The 17,578-nt window shown below is 37.3% G+C and carries 18 protein-coding genes and 2 tRNA genes; 6 read left to right on the top strand and 14 right to left on the bottom strand.

Features of this window, described 5'->3' with window-relative positions:
* The first annotated feature begins 29 nt into the window (after window positions 1–29).
* From VJJ80_02115 to VJJ80_02130, 4 genes are all read left to right on the top strand, one after another.
* Window positions 30–773, top strand: a complete 744-nt coding sequence (locus VJJ80_02115) for a YidC/Oxa1 family membrane protein insertase (protein ID HLC38901.1) — start codon at window positions 30–32, stop codon at window positions 771–773.
* Window positions 774–1,241 carry a R3H domain-containing nucleic acid-binding protein gene (locus VJJ80_02120; protein ID HLC38902.1) on the top strand — a complete coding sequence of 156 codons (468 nt, stop codon included), beginning with the start codon at window positions 774–776 and terminating at the stop codon, window positions 1,239–1,241.
* A 23-nt stretch (window positions 1,242–1,264) separates the two neighbouring features.
* Window positions 1,265–1,354: transfer RNA gene (locus VJJ80_02125), tRNA-Ser, on the top strand.
* A 412-nt stretch (window positions 1,355–1,766) separates the two neighbouring features.
* Window positions 1,767–3,485: a GspE/PulE family protein gene (locus VJJ80_02130; protein ID HLC38903.1), complete on the top strand. Its 1,719-nt coding sequence runs from the start codon at window positions 1,767–1,769 to the stop codon at window positions 3,483–3,485.
* Window positions 3,486–3,489: 4 nt separating this feature from the next.
* On the opposite strand, the gene VJJ80_02135 is transcribed toward VJJ80_02130, so the two are convergent.
* From VJJ80_02135 to VJJ80_02165, 7 genes are all read right to left on the bottom strand, one after another.
* Window positions 3,490–3,876 carry a pilin gene (locus VJJ80_02135; GenBank protein ID HLC38904.1) on the bottom strand — a complete coding sequence of 129 codons (387 nt, stop codon included), beginning with the start codon at window positions 3,874–3,876 and terminating at the stop codon, window positions 3,490–3,492.
* 86 nt (window positions 3,877–3,962) lie between these two features.
* On the bottom strand, window positions 3,963–4,319 hold the full coding sequence (locus tag VJJ80_02140) for a hypothetical protein (protein HLC38905.1): 357 nt from the start codon (window positions 4,317–4,319) through the stop codon (window positions 3,963–3,965).
* Between the two features lie 2 nt (window positions 4,320–4,321).
* The gene (locus VJJ80_02145) at window positions 4,322–4,912 is read right to left on the bottom strand and encodes a pilin (GenBank protein ID HLC38906.1); all 591 of its coding nucleotides are present in this window, start codon (window positions 4,910–4,912) and stop codon (window positions 4,322–4,324) included.
* A 10-nt stretch (window positions 4,913–4,922) separates the two neighbouring features.
* Window positions 4,923–5,228: a hypothetical protein gene (locus VJJ80_02150; protein HLC38907.1), complete on the bottom strand. Its 306-nt coding sequence runs from the start codon at window positions 5,226–5,228 to the stop codon at window positions 4,923–4,925.
* Window positions 5,229–5,252: 24 nt separating this feature from the next.
* Complete coding sequence (locus tag VJJ80_02155; protein ID HLC38908.1) at window positions 5,253–6,659, bottom strand: extracellular solute-binding protein; 1,407 nt, start codon at window positions 6,657–6,659, stop codon at window positions 5,253–5,255.
* A 22-nt stretch (window positions 6,660–6,681) separates the two neighbouring features.
* Window positions 6,682–7,563 (bottom strand): UTP--glucose-1-phosphate uridylyltransferase GalU, encoded by an 882-nt coding sequence (galU, locus tag VJJ80_02160; protein HLC38909.1) that lies wholly within the window; start codon window positions 7,561–7,563, stop codon window positions 6,682–6,684.
* A gap of 120 nt (window positions 7,564–7,683) precedes the next feature.
* A complete protein-coding gene (locus VJJ80_02165) occupies window positions 7,684–8,109 on the bottom strand; it encodes an Hsp20/alpha crystallin family protein (protein ID HLC38910.1) in 426 nt (141 codons plus the stop codon).
* Between the two features lie 239 nt (window positions 8,110–8,348).
* Here VJJ80_02165 and VJJ80_02170 point away from each other — a divergent pair, with 239 nt between their 5' ends.
* Together VJJ80_02170 and VJJ80_02175 are read left to right on the top strand one after the other, a co-directional pair.
* A complete protein-coding gene (locus VJJ80_02170; GenBank protein ID HLC38911.1) occupies window positions 8,349–9,038 on the top strand; it encodes a ComF family protein in 690 nt (229 codons plus the stop codon).
* Window positions 9,039–9,359: 321 nt separating this feature from the next.
* A tRNA-Ser gene (locus VJJ80_02175) sits at window positions 9,360–9,446 on the top strand.
* Between the two features lie 62 nt (window positions 9,447–9,508).
* On the opposite strand, the gene VJJ80_02180 is transcribed toward VJJ80_02175, so the two are convergent.
* The 7 genes from VJJ80_02180 to VJJ80_02210 all read right to left on the bottom strand — a co-directional run bounded on the left by VJJ80_02180 (window position 9,509) and on the right by VJJ80_02210 (window position 17,578).
* Window positions 9,509–10,924, bottom strand: coding sequence for a radical SAM protein (locus VJJ80_02180; protein HLC38912.1), 1,416 nt, complete (start codon window positions 10,922–10,924; stop codon window positions 9,509–9,511).
* 47 nt (window positions 10,925–10,971) lie between these two features.
* Complete coding sequence (locus tag VJJ80_02185) at window positions 10,972–11,385, bottom strand: GtrA family protein (protein ID HLC38913.1); 414 nt, start codon at window positions 11,383–11,385, stop codon at window positions 10,972–10,974.
* Complete coding sequence (locus VJJ80_02190) at window positions 11,379–12,089, bottom strand: CDP-alcohol phosphatidyltransferase family protein (GenBank protein ID HLC38914.1); 711 nt, start codon at window positions 12,087–12,089, stop codon at window positions 11,379–11,381. Before VJJ80_02190 ends, VJJ80_02185 begins: the two co-directional genes overlap by 7 nt.
* A complete protein-coding gene (locus tag VJJ80_02195) occupies window positions 12,073–12,846 on the bottom strand; it encodes a class I SAM-dependent methyltransferase (protein ID HLC38915.1) in 774 nt (257 codons plus the stop codon). Before VJJ80_02195 ends, VJJ80_02190 begins: the two co-directional genes overlap by 17 nt.
* Before the next feature lie 64 nt (window positions 12,847–12,910).
* The gene (locus tag VJJ80_02200; protein HLC38916.1) at window positions 12,911–14,326 is read right to left on the bottom strand and encodes a radical SAM protein; all 1,416 of its coding nucleotides are present in this window, start codon (window positions 14,324–14,326) and stop codon (window positions 12,911–12,913) included.
* On the bottom strand, window positions 14,323–15,012 hold the full coding sequence (locus VJJ80_02205; protein HLC38917.1) for a glycosyltransferase family 2 protein: 690 nt from the start codon (window positions 15,010–15,012) through the stop codon (window positions 14,323–14,325). Before VJJ80_02205 ends, VJJ80_02200 begins: the two co-directional genes overlap by 4 nt.
* Window positions 15,005–17,578: a 6-pyruvoyl-tetrahydropterin synthase-related protein gene (locus tag VJJ80_02210; protein ID HLC38918.1), complete on the bottom strand. Its 2,574-nt coding sequence runs from the start codon at window positions 17,576–17,578 to the stop codon at window positions 15,005–15,007. The genes VJJ80_02205 and VJJ80_02210 overlap by 8 nt, the downstream gene beginning before the upstream one ends.

Below are 17,578 nucleotides of genomic sequence, written 5' to 3' on the forward strand. Positions count from 1 at the left end.
AATAAAATAAATGAATCAAAAGGAATAATATGAGTTCAATTTGGCATGAGGTTTTATATCGTCCCTTGTTCAATGTTTTAATATTAATTTATCATTATTTGCCAGACATTGGGGTGGCGATTATTATTTTAACGATCATTATTCGTTTGATTTTGTATCCTTCCCAATCCAAGGCTTTGCGTGCAGCTAAGAAAATGCGCGATCTCCAGCCTGAAATTAATAAGATTCAAGAGAAATACAAGCACGACAAACAAAAGCAATCTAAAGCGATGATGGAATTTTGGCAAACCCACCGTGTTAACCCCCTATCAAGCTGTTTGGGACAAATCATCCAGATTCCAATTTTGATCGCCCTGTATCAAGTTTTTAGTACTGGTTTGGATATTTCAAGGCTAACAGAATTATATTCATTTATTCCCAAACCCACCACCATTGATCCAACCCTTTTTGGTTTAATTAATTTGGCTGAGCCAAATCGTTATATTTTACCAGTAATTGCTGGTATTGCCCAATTTTTCCAGATGAAAATTATGATGCCGCCTGCCCTGCCCAGCCCAGCAAGTGCGAAAAAATCAAACCTTCCCAACACTCAGGAAATGATATCCAAACAAATGATTTATTTTATGCCAGTGATGATTGTTTTCTTTGCCGCCAGCTTGCCGGCCGCCCTGCCTTTATACTGGATTGTGATTTCGATTATTGCCATTATCCAGCAAGTTTTAATTAATCGTGAAACCACCCAGAAAAAAGTGACAGTAAGGATTAAAAAATAAATGACTAATAAAGATGATAAATTAGGACAAATTAAACAAATTACCTTAGATCTATTTGGTGGCTTGGGTTGGCAGGTTGAACCTGAGATTGAAATTACAGATAAAATAATTTTTGTTAAAATAGAAGCTGATCAACCCTCGTTATTAATTGGAAAAGAGGGAGAAACCTTAGCTTCTTTACAGCACATTTTGCGGTTAATGGTAAATCGCCAATTAGATGAATTTGTCCATTTAGTACTCGACATTTCAAATTATAAAAGCCGACAGCAGCTAATATTGGAGCAAGTTGGTGTCGAAAAAGCCAATTTTGTTAAAAAAACCGGCAAAAAAATTGTGTTATCACCAATGAATAGCTACGAACGTCGAATTGTTCATTTAGCGATTAAAAAAATTGACGGAATCTCCTCGGAAAGCATCAATGAAGAGGGTGGACGCCGGATTGTGATTAAACCGGTTGTTAAAGACTAATTTACGCTTGTTAATTTGTCGATGGAAGGGTGTCTGAGTGGTTTAAAGAGCTGGTCTCGAAAACCAGTGGGCTCGTAAGGGTCTCGTGGGTTCGAATCCCACCCCTTCCGCCACAGCGAAGTCTCCAACCATTATTGGGGTTTTCGCTGTGGCGAGGGAGTGTTGAGAACCCGCAGGCGAAAAATTAATATTAAAAATGAAGTGATATTTGGATAATGACCTTAAAAGCTAAAAACCGAAATTGCATTGAGACGGGCTTTAGCCCTTCGAATCCCACCCCTTCCGTTTTGTGCGGGACAAATCCTCTCTCCACCGCCAATTGGTGATATAATAAAAATAGTAAACAATTAATATTTATGCGTGTAATTTATTTATTGTTGGTCGTTATCTGCTAACCGTTAATTGATAAGCCCGCCTAAGTTTAGTGTTCGCCTTTTGGGAACTATTCGTTCACGGCTTACGCCGCACTTTAGCGACGGGCTGCACAACCTATTTGATAATAAATAATAGAGTGCAGGAGGGGTGTTGGACTCAAAAAATCAAAACAATCAGTTGCCATATGATTCGGCTTCATCGTCCCCAAAACCTGCACCCAAGGCTGGGCTTGAGCGGGTTTTTTCTGAATATATTAAAGATCAACAAGAAACCGCCACCGAAAATCGAGCTAAGAGTTTCGGCCTTTCCTATATTAACCTAATTGGTTATCCGATAAGCAATCAAACTATGCAATTAATTCCCGAAGAAATTGCCCAAAAATATCGAGTCGTCGCCTTTATGAAAGCTGAGGGGCAATTACGAGTCGCTTGCCAAGATCCAGAAAACGAACAGATGAAAATTGAATTAGCCCAAGTTGCGAAAAATTTAGACTTACAAATAATTTATACCTTGACTTCAAAAAATAGCCTAGATTATGCTTTAAAAAATTACCAATTTATTCCCAAACTCACGACGAGTGAAATTAAAGTTTCGCAGGCAGAGGAAAAAGATTTTGCCAAAGAGATTAAAAACCTTTCTGATTTGAAGGAAAAAATTAGCCAGGTGCCGATAACTAAGATTTTTGAAATTATATTAACTGGAGCGATTAAATCTAAAGCTTCTGATGTTCATGTTGAGCCTGGGCAAAATGGCATGAAAATGCGTTACCGAATTGATGGAGTTTTGCAGGACGTGGTGAGTTTGCCTACCGAAGTTTATCGGGCTTTGTTATCTCGAGTAAAATATTTAGCCAAAATGAAGCTGGACATTAATAATAAACCGCAAAATGGCCGTTTTTCAATTACAGCCCTAGACGTGCCCATTGATTTAAGGGTTTCAACCTTGCCCACGATTTATGGCGAAAATGTGGTGATGAGACTTTTGGAGCACGGGAAAGGATTTTTGAGTTTGGAACAGCTTGATTTTTCCCCTGAAATTAAAAAGATGGTGGCTGAGGCGATTAAAAAACCATCAGGGATGATATTGAACACTGGGCCAACCGGTTCTGGCAAAACCACGACGCTTTATGCAATTTTAGAGACCTTGAATAAGCCCGGAGTAAAAATAATTACTTTGGAAGATCCGGTTGAATATCGTTTGCCGGGAATTAATCAGACTCAAGTGAATGTGGAGTTGGGCTTGGATTTTGCCAGCGGTTTGAAATCAGCTTTAAGGCAAGATCCAGACGTGCTGATGGTGGGTGAAATTCGCGATTTAGAAACCGCCGAAATCGCTTTGCAAGCGGCAATGACTGGACATTTGGTGCTATCAACCTTGCATACCAATAACGCGCCAACCGCGATGCCTCGCTTGATTGATTTGGGCATTAAACCCTTTTTATTGCCCGGATCTGTGGATTTGGTAATGGCGCAGCGCTTGGTGAGAAAAATTTGTAAAAAATGCAAAGAAGAATATAAACCCACAGCTGAAGTAATGGAAAAGATTAAAAAAGCGCTCACAAGGATTAATCCGTCTCCTGTTAAGGCTGGAGCCGAGACAGGTACAAAAATCCCCTCCAAACTTTTCAGGGGGAGGGGATGTCCTGTTTGCAATCAGACTGGTTATATGGGTAGAACGCCGATTGCCGAAGGCTTAAAACCTAATGCAAAAATTGAAAAATTAGTGATTAATCGGGCGACCATATCAGAACTATATCGAACCGCAGTTGAATTAGGAATGGTTACTATGGAACAAGACGGATTGCGAAAAGCTTTGGCGGGCGTAACTACAATTGAAGAAGTCTGGCGAGTTACCGCGAGTGAGACATAATCAATTAAGTCAAAAACCTTGAAAAAACAAAGGTGATAATTAAATAAGATGCAAAAATTACCACCAAACCGATAATCGCATTTAGTATGCCAGTGCGAGCTTCGGTAGCCGTCTCAGCATTGCCCCCAGCCGTGATGTACTTGTAACCAGCTAAAATCAAATAGATTAATGCAACTACACCAGCCGCTATCAGAAGGAGACGAATAGCATTACTAACTATACTTTGAAGGCTTCCTCTGAAAAATTCTCCCCGTGGAACCCAATTTTTCCATGCTTCAGAGGCACCGGAAGTAGGAACTGGAACAATGTCGGCTGAGGCGCTTGCCGGAGTCAACAACAGCAAAGAGGTGGCGAAAAGATACTGAATGATTTTTGAAAAAAACTTTTTCATTTTCCTCTCCTTAATTTAAATAATCAGTTATTAATTATATTGTAAGATGATTATTTTTTTTGTCAATTTTTAGTCTTAATTAAAATTTACGGCGCCTGTGGCGGTAAACCACCAATAATCGAACCCCAAGCAAAATTAATAATTGCCAGCGCTGCAAAACAAATCACCAAACCAATTACTGCCCATAAAATGGTGCTTTTCGCCTGAGCGATTGCATCTGGATTGCCGGCAGAAATGATATATTTATATCCGCCGATAATAATATAAATAATCGCAATTGCACCAGCGAGGGTTAAAGCAACATTAATGACATTGCCAATCAAATAAACCACATCCCATAAATCATATTCAGTACCACTACCGCCAGCATGGGGAGCTTGAAGAATTGGAAACATGGCAATTTTTGTAGATTGAATTGTCGCAAAAGTTATTAAACTATTCATAATTATTTCAAAATAAAATTAACAATTAAATATGACGAAAAAGCAATAATTATTCCGATGACCGCGCCTAAAATGGCATTTTTACCTTTATTGGCAATTTCGGGATTTCCAGCCGAAGTGATGTATAAATAACCACCATAAATTAAGACCACGGTTGCGACTACGCCAATTAAAACCAAGAGAATTGTAATAATATTCTGTACCACATCCTCCCATCTTCCTGGAGCATAATTGGGAATATTAATTGGCTCTAAGGGCTCTGAGTCTGATTGGGCTTGGGGAACCGTACCTCCAACGTTTGGATTTTGTTTGAGCCAATCGTTGAAAACATCTTCAAAATACCAACCAGTTGGCAATTCAGCAGTGCCGCTTGAGCGGTAAAAAACTTTTTTACCATCGTACATTCCATATGGAATGGTAGTTTTGTCTGGCTGAGGTTGTTTCCATTGATCGGTTACTTTGGGGTCATTGGCATCGGTTGAAACCGGCACAGGTTTTATTGCTATATCAGCTAAGGCTGGTGTCGAAATTACAAAAAAGATTCCTAAAATCAAAACCGCCCAAATTGTAAAAATATATTTTTTAAATACCATCATATTTTCCTTATTGTACCAAGTTCCCGCTTATTGAGGAAAGAATTAAATAACCTAAGCCCAAAACCAACAAACTGATAATTGTCCCGAAAATAATATCTTTGGCTTCGGTTAAGGCGTCTGGATTACCCTGACTACTCATATATTTATAGCCAGCATAAATTAACATTAAAATTGCCAGTCCGACCGCTAAATAACTCACAAATTCATAAATACAGCCAATATATACACTTAAAACCACATCCATGCCTTGTTCGCAAAGACCACCTCGGGTTGGAATGGTGACGCCAATTACAGCTGGCAAAAAAGTATACATAATTTTCCTTTGTTGAAAAATTTATTATGGAGCGTCAGTTTCTTTATTGGCCCACAGGGTTTTGATATTTTCCACGGCCGCATCAATGGCTTTTTGTGCAGGTTGTGATTTAGCAGTAACCGCGGTAATCATACTATTAAAAATTTGATCAATTTTATTTGGCGCCTGCCCCTTGTACCAGCTCTGGGCAGTAGAAATTTGGTTTTTAAACACTGAAATATCAACATCGCCAAGATACTCTGAAACCAAATCAAGCCTCGAGGTTGGCCGGCCAGTAATTTCTAGATATTTATATTGAATCATATTATCTTTGTCGGTAGCAAATTTTAGAAAATCCCAAGCCACAACCGAATTTTGAGAATTTTTTGAAACCACATTTGGCCAATAACTGGCATAATTTATTCTATTATCCGATCCTTTGACTTGTGGGATTGGTGCAAAATCATATTCTAAATCTGGGGCAGAATTTTTGATTTGTTTAATTTGATAGGAATAATTGATCATCATCGCGGTTTTATTAGCGATAAAAGCTTCAGTGGAAGTAGCTTGGGAAGCATTCCAAGAATATGTTTCTTTAGCGGGTTTGGCAAAACTGGTGTAAAAATCTAAAGCCGAGGTGCCAGGATAATAGATTTGGTCATTGCTTTTTTCAATTGATAAATTAAGGGTTGGGGTGTTTTTATCTTCAGAAACCATTTTGGTACCATTTTGGAGCATTAATAACGATAAAATATCTTGTGAAGCCTCAACATTATTTGAGGTACCTAAGGCAATGCCGGACTGGGCAATATTGGTACCATTTTTTGCGGTTAGTTTTTTAATTTGACCAATTAAATCTGTCCAATTTTCAGCCACCTTATCAATTCTTAATTTGTCGATTTGGTCTGAGGAAAGGTCTGCTTGTCGGCCCACAGAATAATTATAATTACCAATTAGGGTTTTATTGTAATATAAACCCAGAGTGTCGACATAAAAAGGAATCCCCCAAATTCGATTATCAGCAATTAAGTCTTGAGCTGCAACTGGCGCAAAGATTTTTTTGTAATCATCTGTAGACATATAATCTTCGGGCATGGGACTAAGTTTGTCTTCGTGTTTGGTCAGCCAATCATTTTTAATTTGGAATAAATCTGGACCTGAGCCGTTGGCAATAGCATTAATTAATTCGGTTTCATACCCTGAGGGATTTTTTTTGACTAAATTAATAGTGGCATTGTCATGAGCTTGTTTATATGCCTGAACAGTTGGCGTGAGAGCAGCTTCGTCGTCGTATAAATACCACCAGGTTAGCGTGACTGGGCCTGAAGGGTAGGCGGTTTTTGAGGTGTTGGTAGGTTGGTCTGAGCCCTTTTTAAAAACAACCGCGACCACAATTAAAATCACGATTAATAAAAAAATAATTATGCCGCCGATAATGAGTCCTTTTTTCAAATCCCCTCCTGCACTCCATAATTTAATGTTTGTTAATTTTCAACCCTTTTAAATAAGCGCGAAAATCACCATTAATTTCGGGTCGCATTAAAGCAAAATCAACCACCGCTTTAAGATATTCGGTTTTATTGCCAGTATCGTAATATTTGCCACCTTCAATTTCTTTGGCATATATTTTATGATTTGGTCGTAATTTGTTAATCGCATCCACCAGCCAAATTTCACCACCTTTGCCAGGTTTAAGCTCGCGCAAGGCTTGAAAAATGTCTGGAGTTAAGATATAGGCGCCGTGCACGGCTAAATCTGAAGGGGCTTTATCTGGTTCGGGTTTTTCGATAATTTCTTCAATCTCATAAAATTTGTCTTCAACTTCATTAACTTTGCCAATCCCATATTTGGATAAATTCTCTCGATTTTTGATTTTTACGGCCGAAATGATGATGTCTTGATATTTTTCATAAGCTTCAATCATTTGTTTCAGGCGCGGCTTTTTAGCATAAATAAATTCATCACCCCATAAAACCGCAAATGGTTCATTGCCAATAATCGGCTCAGCATTTAAAATCGGCGTGCCATTGCCGTAAGGTCCTTTTTGTCGAATATAGATAAAATTGGCTAATCGTGCGATACGTCTAATTTCTTCTAATTGTTCGGTTTTGCCGGCTTTTTCTAAGCGGTTTTCTAATTCAATACTGTGATCAAAATGATCTTCGATTGCCCGTTTGCTGTAGCCAGTGACAATGACAATATCTTCAATTCCAGAGTTGACCGCTTCCTCAACTACATACTGAATAATCGGTTTGTCAACTACCGGCAACATTTCTTTGGGAGAGGCCTTGGTCATCGGTAAAAATCTTGTGCCAAAACCTGCTGCCGGGATGACAGCTTTTCTAATTTTTTTCATCTAATTTTACTCCGTCTTGATTAAATTATAATCTTTGTATTTTTAATTGTCAATTTAAATTGTTAGATAACAAAAATATCAACCCTATTGGGTTGATATTTTTAATAAGGAATTTTATGCTTATTCAGATTCGGTATCAACTTTAACAATTTGGGTTTTACTTTTGGCTTCTTTGGGAACAATGATAGTTAAAACCCCATGTTTAAGAGTAGCTTTAGCTTTTTCTGGATCAACGCCGGTTGGTAAGGAAACTTGTCTGGAAAATGTCCCCCAATAACATTCTTGAGCAAAATAATCTTCTGCTTTGACTTCAGCTTCTTGTTGTCGCGAACCTTTAACGGTGACGGTATTATCAACGATGGAAACTTCTAAGTTTTCGGGTTTAACACCGGCAATAGGCGCCTTAATCACAATCGATTCCGCGGTTTGGTAAGCATCAAGCGCTAATTGGCCTTCGATTTCGGCCATCCACTCTTCTTTATTTTCAGGATTATCATCGGCTTTTTCACCGAAAATTTTAGAAACAGTTGGACTTTCTTTCGCCATCTTGCCCTCCTTTCCTGCCACAGCGGGAAAAATTGAAATCCTAAGCACTAATTTCTAAACAAATCTTAAATCTCAATTTTCCAATTTTTTAAATATGTTTCTAATTTCTAATTTGTTTAGGATTTAGAATTCCGATATTCGGATATTGTTAACTGTGGATAACTATTTTTATTATAAAACATTCAGAGATTTTTGCAAGTCCCGCCTTAAAGCTTTAAGATAAAAATTGGGCAAATAAAATGTCAAATTTTAAAGAATTGTTTTATGATTTAATTTTTCCCAAAAAATGTATAGGCTGTGGAGCGGAAGGGAATTGGTTATGTCGGGATTGTTTTGAAAAAATTGTGATCGTGCGCCAGCCCTTTTGTCCCAATTGCCAAAAACTGACAAAATCTGGCCAATATTGTTCAAGATGCCGGGTTCGGCAGTCTTTGACCGGAGTAATAATCGCGGCTCATTATGAAAACCCGCTCAAGGAAGCGATCCACAAATTTAAATATGAGAAATTGACTGAGTTGTCAGATCCTTTTTTGGAGATTCTGATTACTCGACTTGAAGCGGGATTTCCGGTCGGAAAATTGGTTTTGGTGCCGGTGCCGTTAACCAAAAAAAGAGAATCGGAAAGAGGGTATAATCAAGCGGAAATTTTGGCAAATTTATTAGCCGAAGCTTTTGAAATTCCCACGATAAATAACTTATTGGTTAGGATTAAAGAAAAGCCGAGTCAGGTAAGCTTGAGAGGTGAAGAGCGGCGGAAAAATGTATTGGGGATTTTTGCGGTTCGGGGCGAGACGGCGAAAATTAAAAATAAAACAATTTTGTTGGTTGATGACGTGATGACTACTGGCGCGACCTTAAATGAATGTGCTCAGGTGCTTAAAAGCGCCGAGGCTAAAAATGTTTGGGGAGTAGTGATTGCTAAAGCCTGATATTTTATATTTGGATTTTGGTCATAAAAATGGTATAATTATGCTTGAAAAATAAGTTTTGAATCCCGCACCGAGAATGTATTATATTTATATATTAAAAAGTCTAATAAATGGTAAATTATATAAAGGATATACTAGAGATATTAATAAAAGAATTTTAGGTTATAACCAAGGTAGGGTTAAATCAATAAAATCTGGGTTTCGGTGGAAATTGATTTATTATGAAGGATTTATAAATAAAACCGACGCATTGCGAGAAGAAATATTTTTAAAATCAGATAAAGGAAAAGATAGACCTAAATATTTATTAAAAAATTCTACGGAGGAGTGCCAGAGCGGTTTAATGGGCCGGTCTTGAAAACCGGTGTATCCGCAAGGGTACCAGAGGTTCGAATCCTCTCTCCTCCGAATTTTTATTAAAAAAGCAGCTAAATAGCTGCTTTTTTGAGTCTTAGTTTTTACTCAATATTTTATTTTTCAGCCCAGTCTTTGAAAAAACTAATACCCTGTTTTAAAAATGGCCAAAAATCTTTCGGATTTTTAACAAATTTTTTCATACTATGCAAAATATAGGTTGGCCTTAAGTAAAATTGTAAATAAGCTTTTTTGCGGAATTTCGCGAGATCTTCAACTGATAACTGCGGAGTCGAAATGATATTTTTTCCTTGTTCATAATCCGCCCAGCTTTTAGCGGTGATCCAGCCTTTTTTAGCGGCTTCGTCGTGAAAGCGAGTCCCGGGATATGGAATAGCGGAATAAAATTGGACATAGTCTGGATTTATTTCCTTAACCAATTTCATGGTTTTTTTAATGGTTTGTTTGGTTTCGCCCGGCAAGCCAAAAATAATATAAGCGGCACTTTCAAGTTTGGCAGCCCTAGTCCATTTAAAAGCTTGCCTGATTTGCGCCAAAGTGATATTTTTGCCAACGCGGTTTAAAATCTTTTGAACACCTGATTCGACTCCATATGAGACAACCTGGCAGCCGGTTTCTTTCATCGCTTTTAACATTTTAGGATTAATTCTGTCCACGCGCGAATTTGCCATCCAGCGAAATTTCAGCTTCCTTTTTTTAATACCTTCACATAATCTAAAAACATAATTTCGGTCAAAAGTAAAAGAATCCGCCCAAAAAGTAATATCTTTAATTTTATAAACTTTGAGAATTTCTTCAACTTCATCTAAGACATTTTTAACGCTCCTCATCCTAATTTTTGAGCCATAATATAGGCTGGCGGTGCAAAAACTACAATTATTTGGACAGCCGCGGGAGGTAATGACTAAGGTATAGGGTCGGTTATAGACCGGCATTTTGTAGCGTCGATTTTTAATTAAGTCTCGAGCAGGAAAGGGTAAAAGATCTAAATTTTCGATAAAGGGCCGGTCCACATTGCTAATAAATGACGGGTTACTCTTAAAACTGAGCCCCTTAACCTTTTTCAAAGATTTTTTATCACGCAGGGAAAGCGCGAGCTCGAGCGAAGTCATTTCCGGTTCTCCTCTAATAATCGAATCCAGCGCAGTATCTTTTAGGGTTTTTAAAGGAAGGCTGGTGACATGAATGCCAATGGCGGTTAAGTGCGTCTTGGGCTGATTTTTTTTGACCTTGGCAATAAAAATTCGATCCCCATAATAGGTAACAGTGGCGAGATTTATAATAATTAAATTCGGTTGAAATTTTTTAATCGCTCTAATTGCTTTTTTCGAGTCCAAATCTTCGGCCATTGAGTCTAAAACTTTAACCTCAATCCCATTTTCGCGCAAAAGGCCGGCAATCGATGGCAGAGAAATCGGTACCATCAGATATTGAAAAGACGAAGCACGCTGTTCACATCGGCCTTCTCTAACATATTTTTCGTGATTTGGGCTAGGCGGATTGACAATCATAACCTTCACATTATCCCCACTTTCAAAGATCAAATCAATAAAATGATTTAGATATGATTAAATTTATCATCTTTCGCCAGAAAAATAAACCTTTTTACTAACCAAAAATTAGTGACCGCCGCAGCAAATGTGGCGAATATTTTAGCAAAAAGATACCATAAATGAAAAAACTGTACCAATGACGCCAGAATTAATAAATTAATTGCTAAACCAACGCTATGAGAAATAATATATTTTATAAACTGCTGAAAATATTTTTTTTCAGAATTAGCAAAAGTCCAAAATTTATTCAAGCTAAAACTAATCCAAACTATCACCACAATTGAAATAATCGCTGCCAGCAAATAATGAAGATGGACAAATTCAACTAAAATATAAAGAAAAATGAAATCCAATAAAGTCGCCAAACCCCCGACCATAATGTATTTTAAAAATTGTTTTGACATAATCATTTTTACCATTTATTCCTTTGCCGATAAGCACTTATTAAAATAGCCATAAAAAGAGCAAAAAGCACCACTATAAAATAATAAAATATAATTACAATTTGATTCAAAATCACCCCGATAAAAACAACAATCCAAATGGTGCCAGAACGATACGATTCGGAAAACAAGAAGGCGATTATTTTTAAAAATTTTGGAAGATTTTTTAGACTTTCCTTTTTAATATTTTCAACATCTTTATTAAATAAGAGCTGATATCTGGGTAGGGTTCTGCCAAACATTCTTTGCAAAAAAATTACCAAGGCTAAATAAAAAAAGATATGATCATTATGCACTTGCCGAAAGTTGGCCCAGGCAAGCGCGAAAAAAACCAAACTTTCTTTGATGCTGTCAAGAGAAGTATCAAGTAAGGCGCCAAAGTGGCTGATTTTTTTAAAGCCTCGGGCAAGCTGGCCGTCAACACAATCAAAAATATAAGAAATAATTAAAATACCCGCCCCCAAAATCCTTTCTGATAAATTCCCGTAAGCGATCAAGCCGATTCCGATTAGGCCGACCCCAAAACCTAAAAAATTAACAAAAGTTGGTGATAAATTGATGCTGGCAAAACCAGGAGTGATCACGCTGGCAATCGGACGATAAAAAACCCGTTCGAAAAATGGGTAAAAGGGCTTGTGCATAATTTTAGCATTAAATTTTGGTTTATGATTTTTTTTCATTTAAGCTTTTTGGCTTTTGACAAATTACCACAAATTCACGGGTTTTGGCAGTATTTTTAGAAAAATAAACATCTGATAATTTTATTTTGGCAGACTGATAAATTTTTTTCACATAAAGCCAAGAAAAAACCCTCAGATAGGTTCTGGTTGCCCAGATTTTGATGGTATGCGGTAAATTTGCATAAATAATTCTAATTAATCTTTTCGGGTTCCAGCGGGAATAAAGTAACAATTTTCGACCACGAACATATTGGCCTAAAATTTTTTGGACCTCAAAATCAGCGAGCATTTTTTTTAAATCTTCTAAATAAAATTCATAAAAATGAAAAGGGTAAAAAGGTTTAAAAGTGCCAGGGGAATAAACCGCTTTATTTGGAGTGGAAAGAATCAGTAAGCCCCCAGGTTTTAGAACTCGGTAAATTTCGTCGATGGCCTTAGAGTAATTTTTAACATGCTCAATGGTTTCAAACATAGATACTAAATCAAAATAATTATTAGGAAAATCAAGATTGGTTAAGTCGGCTCTTTTAAAAATTAAATTTTTCCGAAGATATTTAGATTGGCAATACTGGATTGATTCGGCGACTATGTCAATTCCATAAACTTTTTTAGCGCCAGACTTAGCTAAAATATTGGCGCCGTAACCTGCTCCGCAACCAGCGTCTAAGATAATTTTATTTTGAGCATATTTGGTGGCCAATTGATAACGAGAAATGGCTAAACCATAAATATCTTGCAAAAACTTTGCCTGGGGCATAATTGAGCCCTCGAGTCTGGGCATTAAATTGTCGGTGGGCATAATTGTCCTTTCTGCGGGATTTTTAACCCCAATTTATCAAAAAACTTGAACCTTTCTGAATAAGATTGAGCAAGTCTCGGAATGATTTAACTTTTTTTAATTGACGGGAGATAAATTTTTTGCGTAAATAAAAACCAACCATTGCTTTTTTTCGAGCCTTAGCTAAGTCTTTTTGAGACAACTCTGAAGTATTAATTATCGCTCGGTTTAGTTCGTACTGGTTCCAATCAGAAGCCTTGATCCACCCCCTTTTGACGGCTAACTTGCGAAACTCAGTGCCGGGGAATGGAATGGCACAATAAAATTGGACATAATCTGGATCGATTTTGCGAATAAATTTAATGGTTTGATTTATGGTTTTTTTTGTTTCACCGGGAAGACCAAAAATAACATGGGCTAAAGAATCTATATTCGCTTTTCGGGTTAGCTTAAAAGCTCTTTCAATCTGTTTTAAGGTGGTGCCCTTTTTGACATTATTTAATATTTTTTGAACGCCTGACTCAACTCCATATGCCACGCCCATACAACCAGCCTTTTTCATGGCTTTGAGCATTTCCAGATCAACCGTATTGACTCGGGCATTGCACATCCAGTTAAATTTTATTTTTTTATCAATAATTTGTTGGCAAAGTTCAAGGACAAATTTTTTATCAAAAGTAAAAGTATCAGCCCACATGGTAATATCTTTGATCTGGTCGTGATTGACAATTTGCTCAATTTCCTCAATCACTTTTTCGACTCGGCGGACTCTAAATTTATTCCCATAATATTGTTTGGCAGTACAAAAAGTACATTTATTGGGGCATCCACGAGCCGTAATTAGCAGTGTATAGGGTCGGTTGTAAACTGGCATAAAATAGCGGTCGTTTTTAAGGAGGTGGCGGGCGGCAAAAGGTAAAGAGTCTAAATCTTTAAAATGCGGCCTCGCCGGATTATTAATAATTTGCCCATCTTTTTTATAAGATAAACCGCGAATATTATCGAGTAATTTTTTATTTTTTAGGGCCGTGGCGAGTTTTAAAACCGTTATTTCCGGTTCGCCCCGTACCACTGAATCTAATCGGGTTTCTCGAAGCACTTTTTTAGGCAGGGTCGTGACATGGACGCCAATAGCGACCAGATGAGCATTGGGCAGTTTTTTCTTCAAGCGCATCACAAATTCTGCATCTGATTTATAAGTTAAGGTTGAAAAATTTATAATCACCAAATCAGGCTTAAATCTTGCCGAGGCCGAGATCGCACCGGAAAAATCAAAATCTTCGACCATAAAATCATAAATTTTAACTTCAAAATTATTCTGTAAAAGTAAACCGGCAGTCATAGGTAAAGAAATCGGCACCATCACATATTGAAATGAGGATAGGCGCTGCTCACACCTGCCTTCTCTAATTACTTTTGGGCCATTTAATGGGGGCGGATTGATAAGTAAAATTTTCAAGATCTTCTCCATAATATTTGCCAACGTTTTTTAAATAAAAACAATAAATTTGGGATGCCATCGCGCATACGACGGAGTTTGGAATTACCAATGCGATCTCGATAATTGATATGATACTCTCCGTATTTAATTTTAGGGTGTAATAAAGCTTCCATTTTGATTTCTTCAGAAAAAGACATTTTATTGGAAAAGGGGTGAATTTTTTTTAAAATTGAGCGTCGAAATACCCACATGCCGGTTTGGGAATCTTCGACCGGTTTTAGGGTTAGTGAATTCATCGTGAGGGTTAATATTAGATTACCTAAACGGTTTGGCCAAGGCATGGCGGATTTATATTTTAAGGGAAAACGATTTCCAGCTACAAAATCAAGATTATTTTTGAGCAAATAATCAATCATTCGCCCAATTTCTTGCAAAGGATATGTGCAGTCAGCATCACTGGTAATAATAATGTTGCCCTTGGCTGACTTGATGCCTTTTTGGCAAGCGGCGCCATAACCTTGTTTTTTTTCGCGAATTACGGTCGCGCCGAGTTTGCGGGCAATGGGGGCGGTTTTATCAAAGGAATTATTATCAACCACCATAATTTCATCAACCCATTTTGGGATGCTTTTGATAGTAAGGGGAATCGCTTTTTCCTCATTATAGCATGGAATCACCACAGAAATTTTATATTTTTTATACATTTTCTTTGCCCCCCTTTTTGGAGAGATAAAAAATAGTCCCTAATAAAATCAGCGTTACAATCGAAATAATCTTGGCAAAGTTGTGATTGGGAAGATTTTCGTATTTTAGTTTAACATTGTTATTGCCGGCGGGCAAATTGAGGGCCATCATACTATCTATATTATAAATTTTTAGAGGCTGACCATTTAAATAAGCTTTCCAGTGAGGTGAAATCGTATATGAAACAAGGACTGGGGTATTTTTTTCGGCCGTATAATTAAATTCTAAAATACCAGCCTCGGGATCTAAATTCTGGGAAGTAAATTCAATCTCCGAAATAATTTCAGAGGCAGGATTTAGACTGCCGGTCGTGATACCAGTGAGAAATTTTTGCTCTTTTTGATCGTGAGTTAAGTAGGCATGATAAAATAAATTTCCGCCAATAAACCAGACCTTGTGGCCCTCAACATTTTTATAGCCAATTAAATTATATAAACCGCTGTCTTCATTGGTTTGATTTTTCCAGCGCGCCAGGGTACTATCCAAATTTAAATATTGAGGAAAGCGCCATTCTTTAAGCGGTGTATATTTAGCTTTCCCCAAATCAGTACCGCCAAAATCTTTGAGTGAAGGAATTTCCAAGGTTTTAGGGAGGGTATCTGCCGGAATATTTTCAGCTAATTCTAATTGCATGGTGGTAGTAGTTTTTTCGAGTGAACTTTGGACACCCAAAAAAGTTGGTTCGCCCTCAAGTTTTGAATTTTCGATATTGAGCATATCAATCGTGACATTGCCACCGTTTTTCGCATAATCTTGAATTAATTTTTCCGCTTTCTGTTTGTTGTGGTATCCAAAACCATATAAAACTAAATTATCAAAATTGCTTAAAAATTCTAAATCATAATCATCAATATAATTTGAGCCAGCTAAATTTGAATGTGATTGAAAGGCAGCATAGTTATAACCATGCTTGCCAACGACGAGCGTTTTTTGATTTATGGGAATAAGACCATTTGACGGTTTGTCTTGGTAATATAAGGCGGTAACTGATTCGCCCGGAGCCTCAAAAACCGGTTGATAACCATTTTCTTTGAGCTTGGCCATAAAATTAGGTTTAAGCTCGGGATTGTTTTGAAAAAAGTTTTCAATATACGATGTCATCACAAAATAACGATCATTAAACAGCGCCATTTTGGAGAAGAAATAATCATAATAATCATTGTTAAAAGCGTCATTCATCCAAGCAATTTCTTTGTTTAAGCGGGTGATTGAAAAATAATGTCCTTCAGAGTAATACTTGTGATTAACGCTGGGAATTACCCAGTCAATTTTCCCAATGTTTTTAACGGTGAAAACTCGTCCCTGATTATCAATTTTCTCAAATGCTTGATTGAGTTTGGGGAAAATATTTTCAAATGGTTGTACCCAAATTCGATTAATAAAAGGATGTTGGTAGTGGAAATTTAAAATGCTAAGACCGGCAACCAAAGGGATAGCAAGAATCGAAATAGAAATTCTTAGCCAGGGTTTTAGTTTGGGAAATTCGAAAAAGGTAGTTCCCCAATAAAGCATCACCACGCAAATCCAGGTTAAAGCCGCATAAGGAAAGACCCAAGTTAATAATTTATAGATTGGCAAACTCCAAGGGGTAGTGAGATAAAAAGCAAATAGGACCGAAGCCAGAAGCGCCCAATCTTTCGGAGTGCGCCGGCGTAAAAATACAAATAAACCTGAAATTATGACCAAAGCGCCGCCGCTTAAAACGATTAATTCTAGAAATGACCCTGCCCCAATTTCAGAGTGGAAGGTAACGGTGGTAATGGCCGGATAAGTATAATTTGCAGGTTCAGCAAGGAAAGGGATCGCCCACCAGGCAATTAATCCACAAGCAGTCAGAAAAGCCATCCCCCATATTTCTAATTTTCTAAAAGTAATTTCGGAATCGAACAAGACGCGTGCTACCACATAAATAATTAAAAAAGCGAGTGAGTTGATGGCAGTAATTGGATGAGCCACAATCATGGAGGCGATAATTATGGTCAAAATCAGGAAATTTCGAAAGCGGAACTTCTGTTCTAAGATTAGATCTGTGTAATAGAAAGCTAGGGGCAGGAGGATAAAAGGGGTGACGCGAGTGACTGAAGTTCGGGCGAGGTAAAAAATTCCCGGTACAAAAGGATAAATTATACCACCGATAATCGCCGCCCTAATATTATTTTTTTTATATAGGAAGAAAAACATTGACAGACCGGCTGATAATAAAAGTAGCAAAGAAAAAATTCGGTTAGTATAATAAATATCTTTGACTAAGTGATAGATGATGGCGATCGGAATATAGTCTAAAAATGGGGTATGGTGTAAAGTTTCAATACCATTATACCAATAAGGATTAATGACCGGAAAACGATGATTAATTTTATAATATTCATAAACATATTTTGGAATAAACATATGAGCGGCTTCGTCGCCACCTCGCATCATTCCCTCGGCAAAGAAGTTGGGAGAAAAAAGATAAAAAATCACTCCCAAAACAAGCGCAACTGCCCCAATTAATACTATCCAGTGCCAAAAAGTTTTTTTAAACAT

This window comes from Patescibacteria group bacterium, assembly GCA_035288465.1.
Classification (GTDB): Bacteria; Patescibacteriota; UBA1384; order DATEAH01; family DATEAH01; genus DATEAH01.

Bases quoted from the DNA above. Each gene is read 5' to 3' on its own strand.
- VJJ80_02115 (HLC38901.1), top strand. From the start codon at position 30: ATGAGTTCAATTTGGCATGAGGTTTTATATCGTCCCTTGTTCAATGTT.
- VJJ80_02120 (HLC38902.1), top strand. From the start codon at position 774: ATGACTAATAAAGATGATAAATTAGGACAAATTAAACAAATTACCTTA.
- VJJ80_02135 (HLC38904.1), bottom strand. From the start codon at position 3,876: ATGAAAAAGTTTTTTTCAAAAATCATTCAGTATCTTTTCGCCACCTCT.
- VJJ80_02140 (HLC38905.1), bottom strand. From the start codon at position 4,319: ATGAATAGTTTAATAACTTTTGCGACAATTCAATCTACAAAAATTGCC.
- VJJ80_02145 (HLC38906.1), bottom strand. From the start codon at position 4,912: ATGGTATTTAAAAAATATATTTTTACAATTTGGGCGGTTTTGATTTTA.
- VJJ80_02150 (HLC38907.1), bottom strand. From the start codon at position 5,228: ATGTATACTTTTTTGCCAGCTGTAATTGGCGTCACCATTCCAACCCGA.
- galU (HLC38909.1), bottom strand. From the start codon at position 7,563: ATGAAAAAAATTAGAAAAGCTGTCATCCCGGCAGCAGGTTTTGGCACA.
- VJJ80_02165 (HLC38910.1), bottom strand. From the start codon at position 8,109: ATGGCGAAAGAAAGTCCAACTGTTTCTAAAATTTTCGGTGAAAAAGCC.
- VJJ80_02170 (HLC38911.1), top strand. From the start codon at position 8,349: ATGTCAAATTTTAAAGAATTGTTTTATGATTTAATTTTTCCCAAAAAA.
- VJJ80_02180 (HLC38912.1), bottom strand. From the start codon at position 10,924: ATGATTGTCAATCCGCCTAGCCCAAATCACGAAAAATATGTTAGAGAA.
- VJJ80_02185 (HLC38913.1), bottom strand. From the start codon at position 11,385: ATGGTAAAAATGATTATGTCAAAACAATTTTTAAAATACATTATGGTC.
- VJJ80_02190 (HLC38914.1), bottom strand. From the start codon at position 12,089: ATGAAAAAAAATCATAAACCAAAATTTAATGCTAAAATTATGCACAAG.
- VJJ80_02195 (HLC38915.1), bottom strand. From the start codon at position 12,846: ATGCCCCAGGCAAAGTTTTTGCAAGATATTTATGGTTTAGCCATTTCT.
- VJJ80_02205 (HLC38917.1), bottom strand. From the start codon at position 15,012: ATGTATAAAAAATATAAAATTTCTGTGGTGATTCCATGCTATAATGAG.
- VJJ80_02210 (HLC38918.1), bottom strand. From the start codon at position 17,578: ATGTTTAAAAAAACTTTTTGGCACTGGATAGTATTAATTGGGGCAGTT.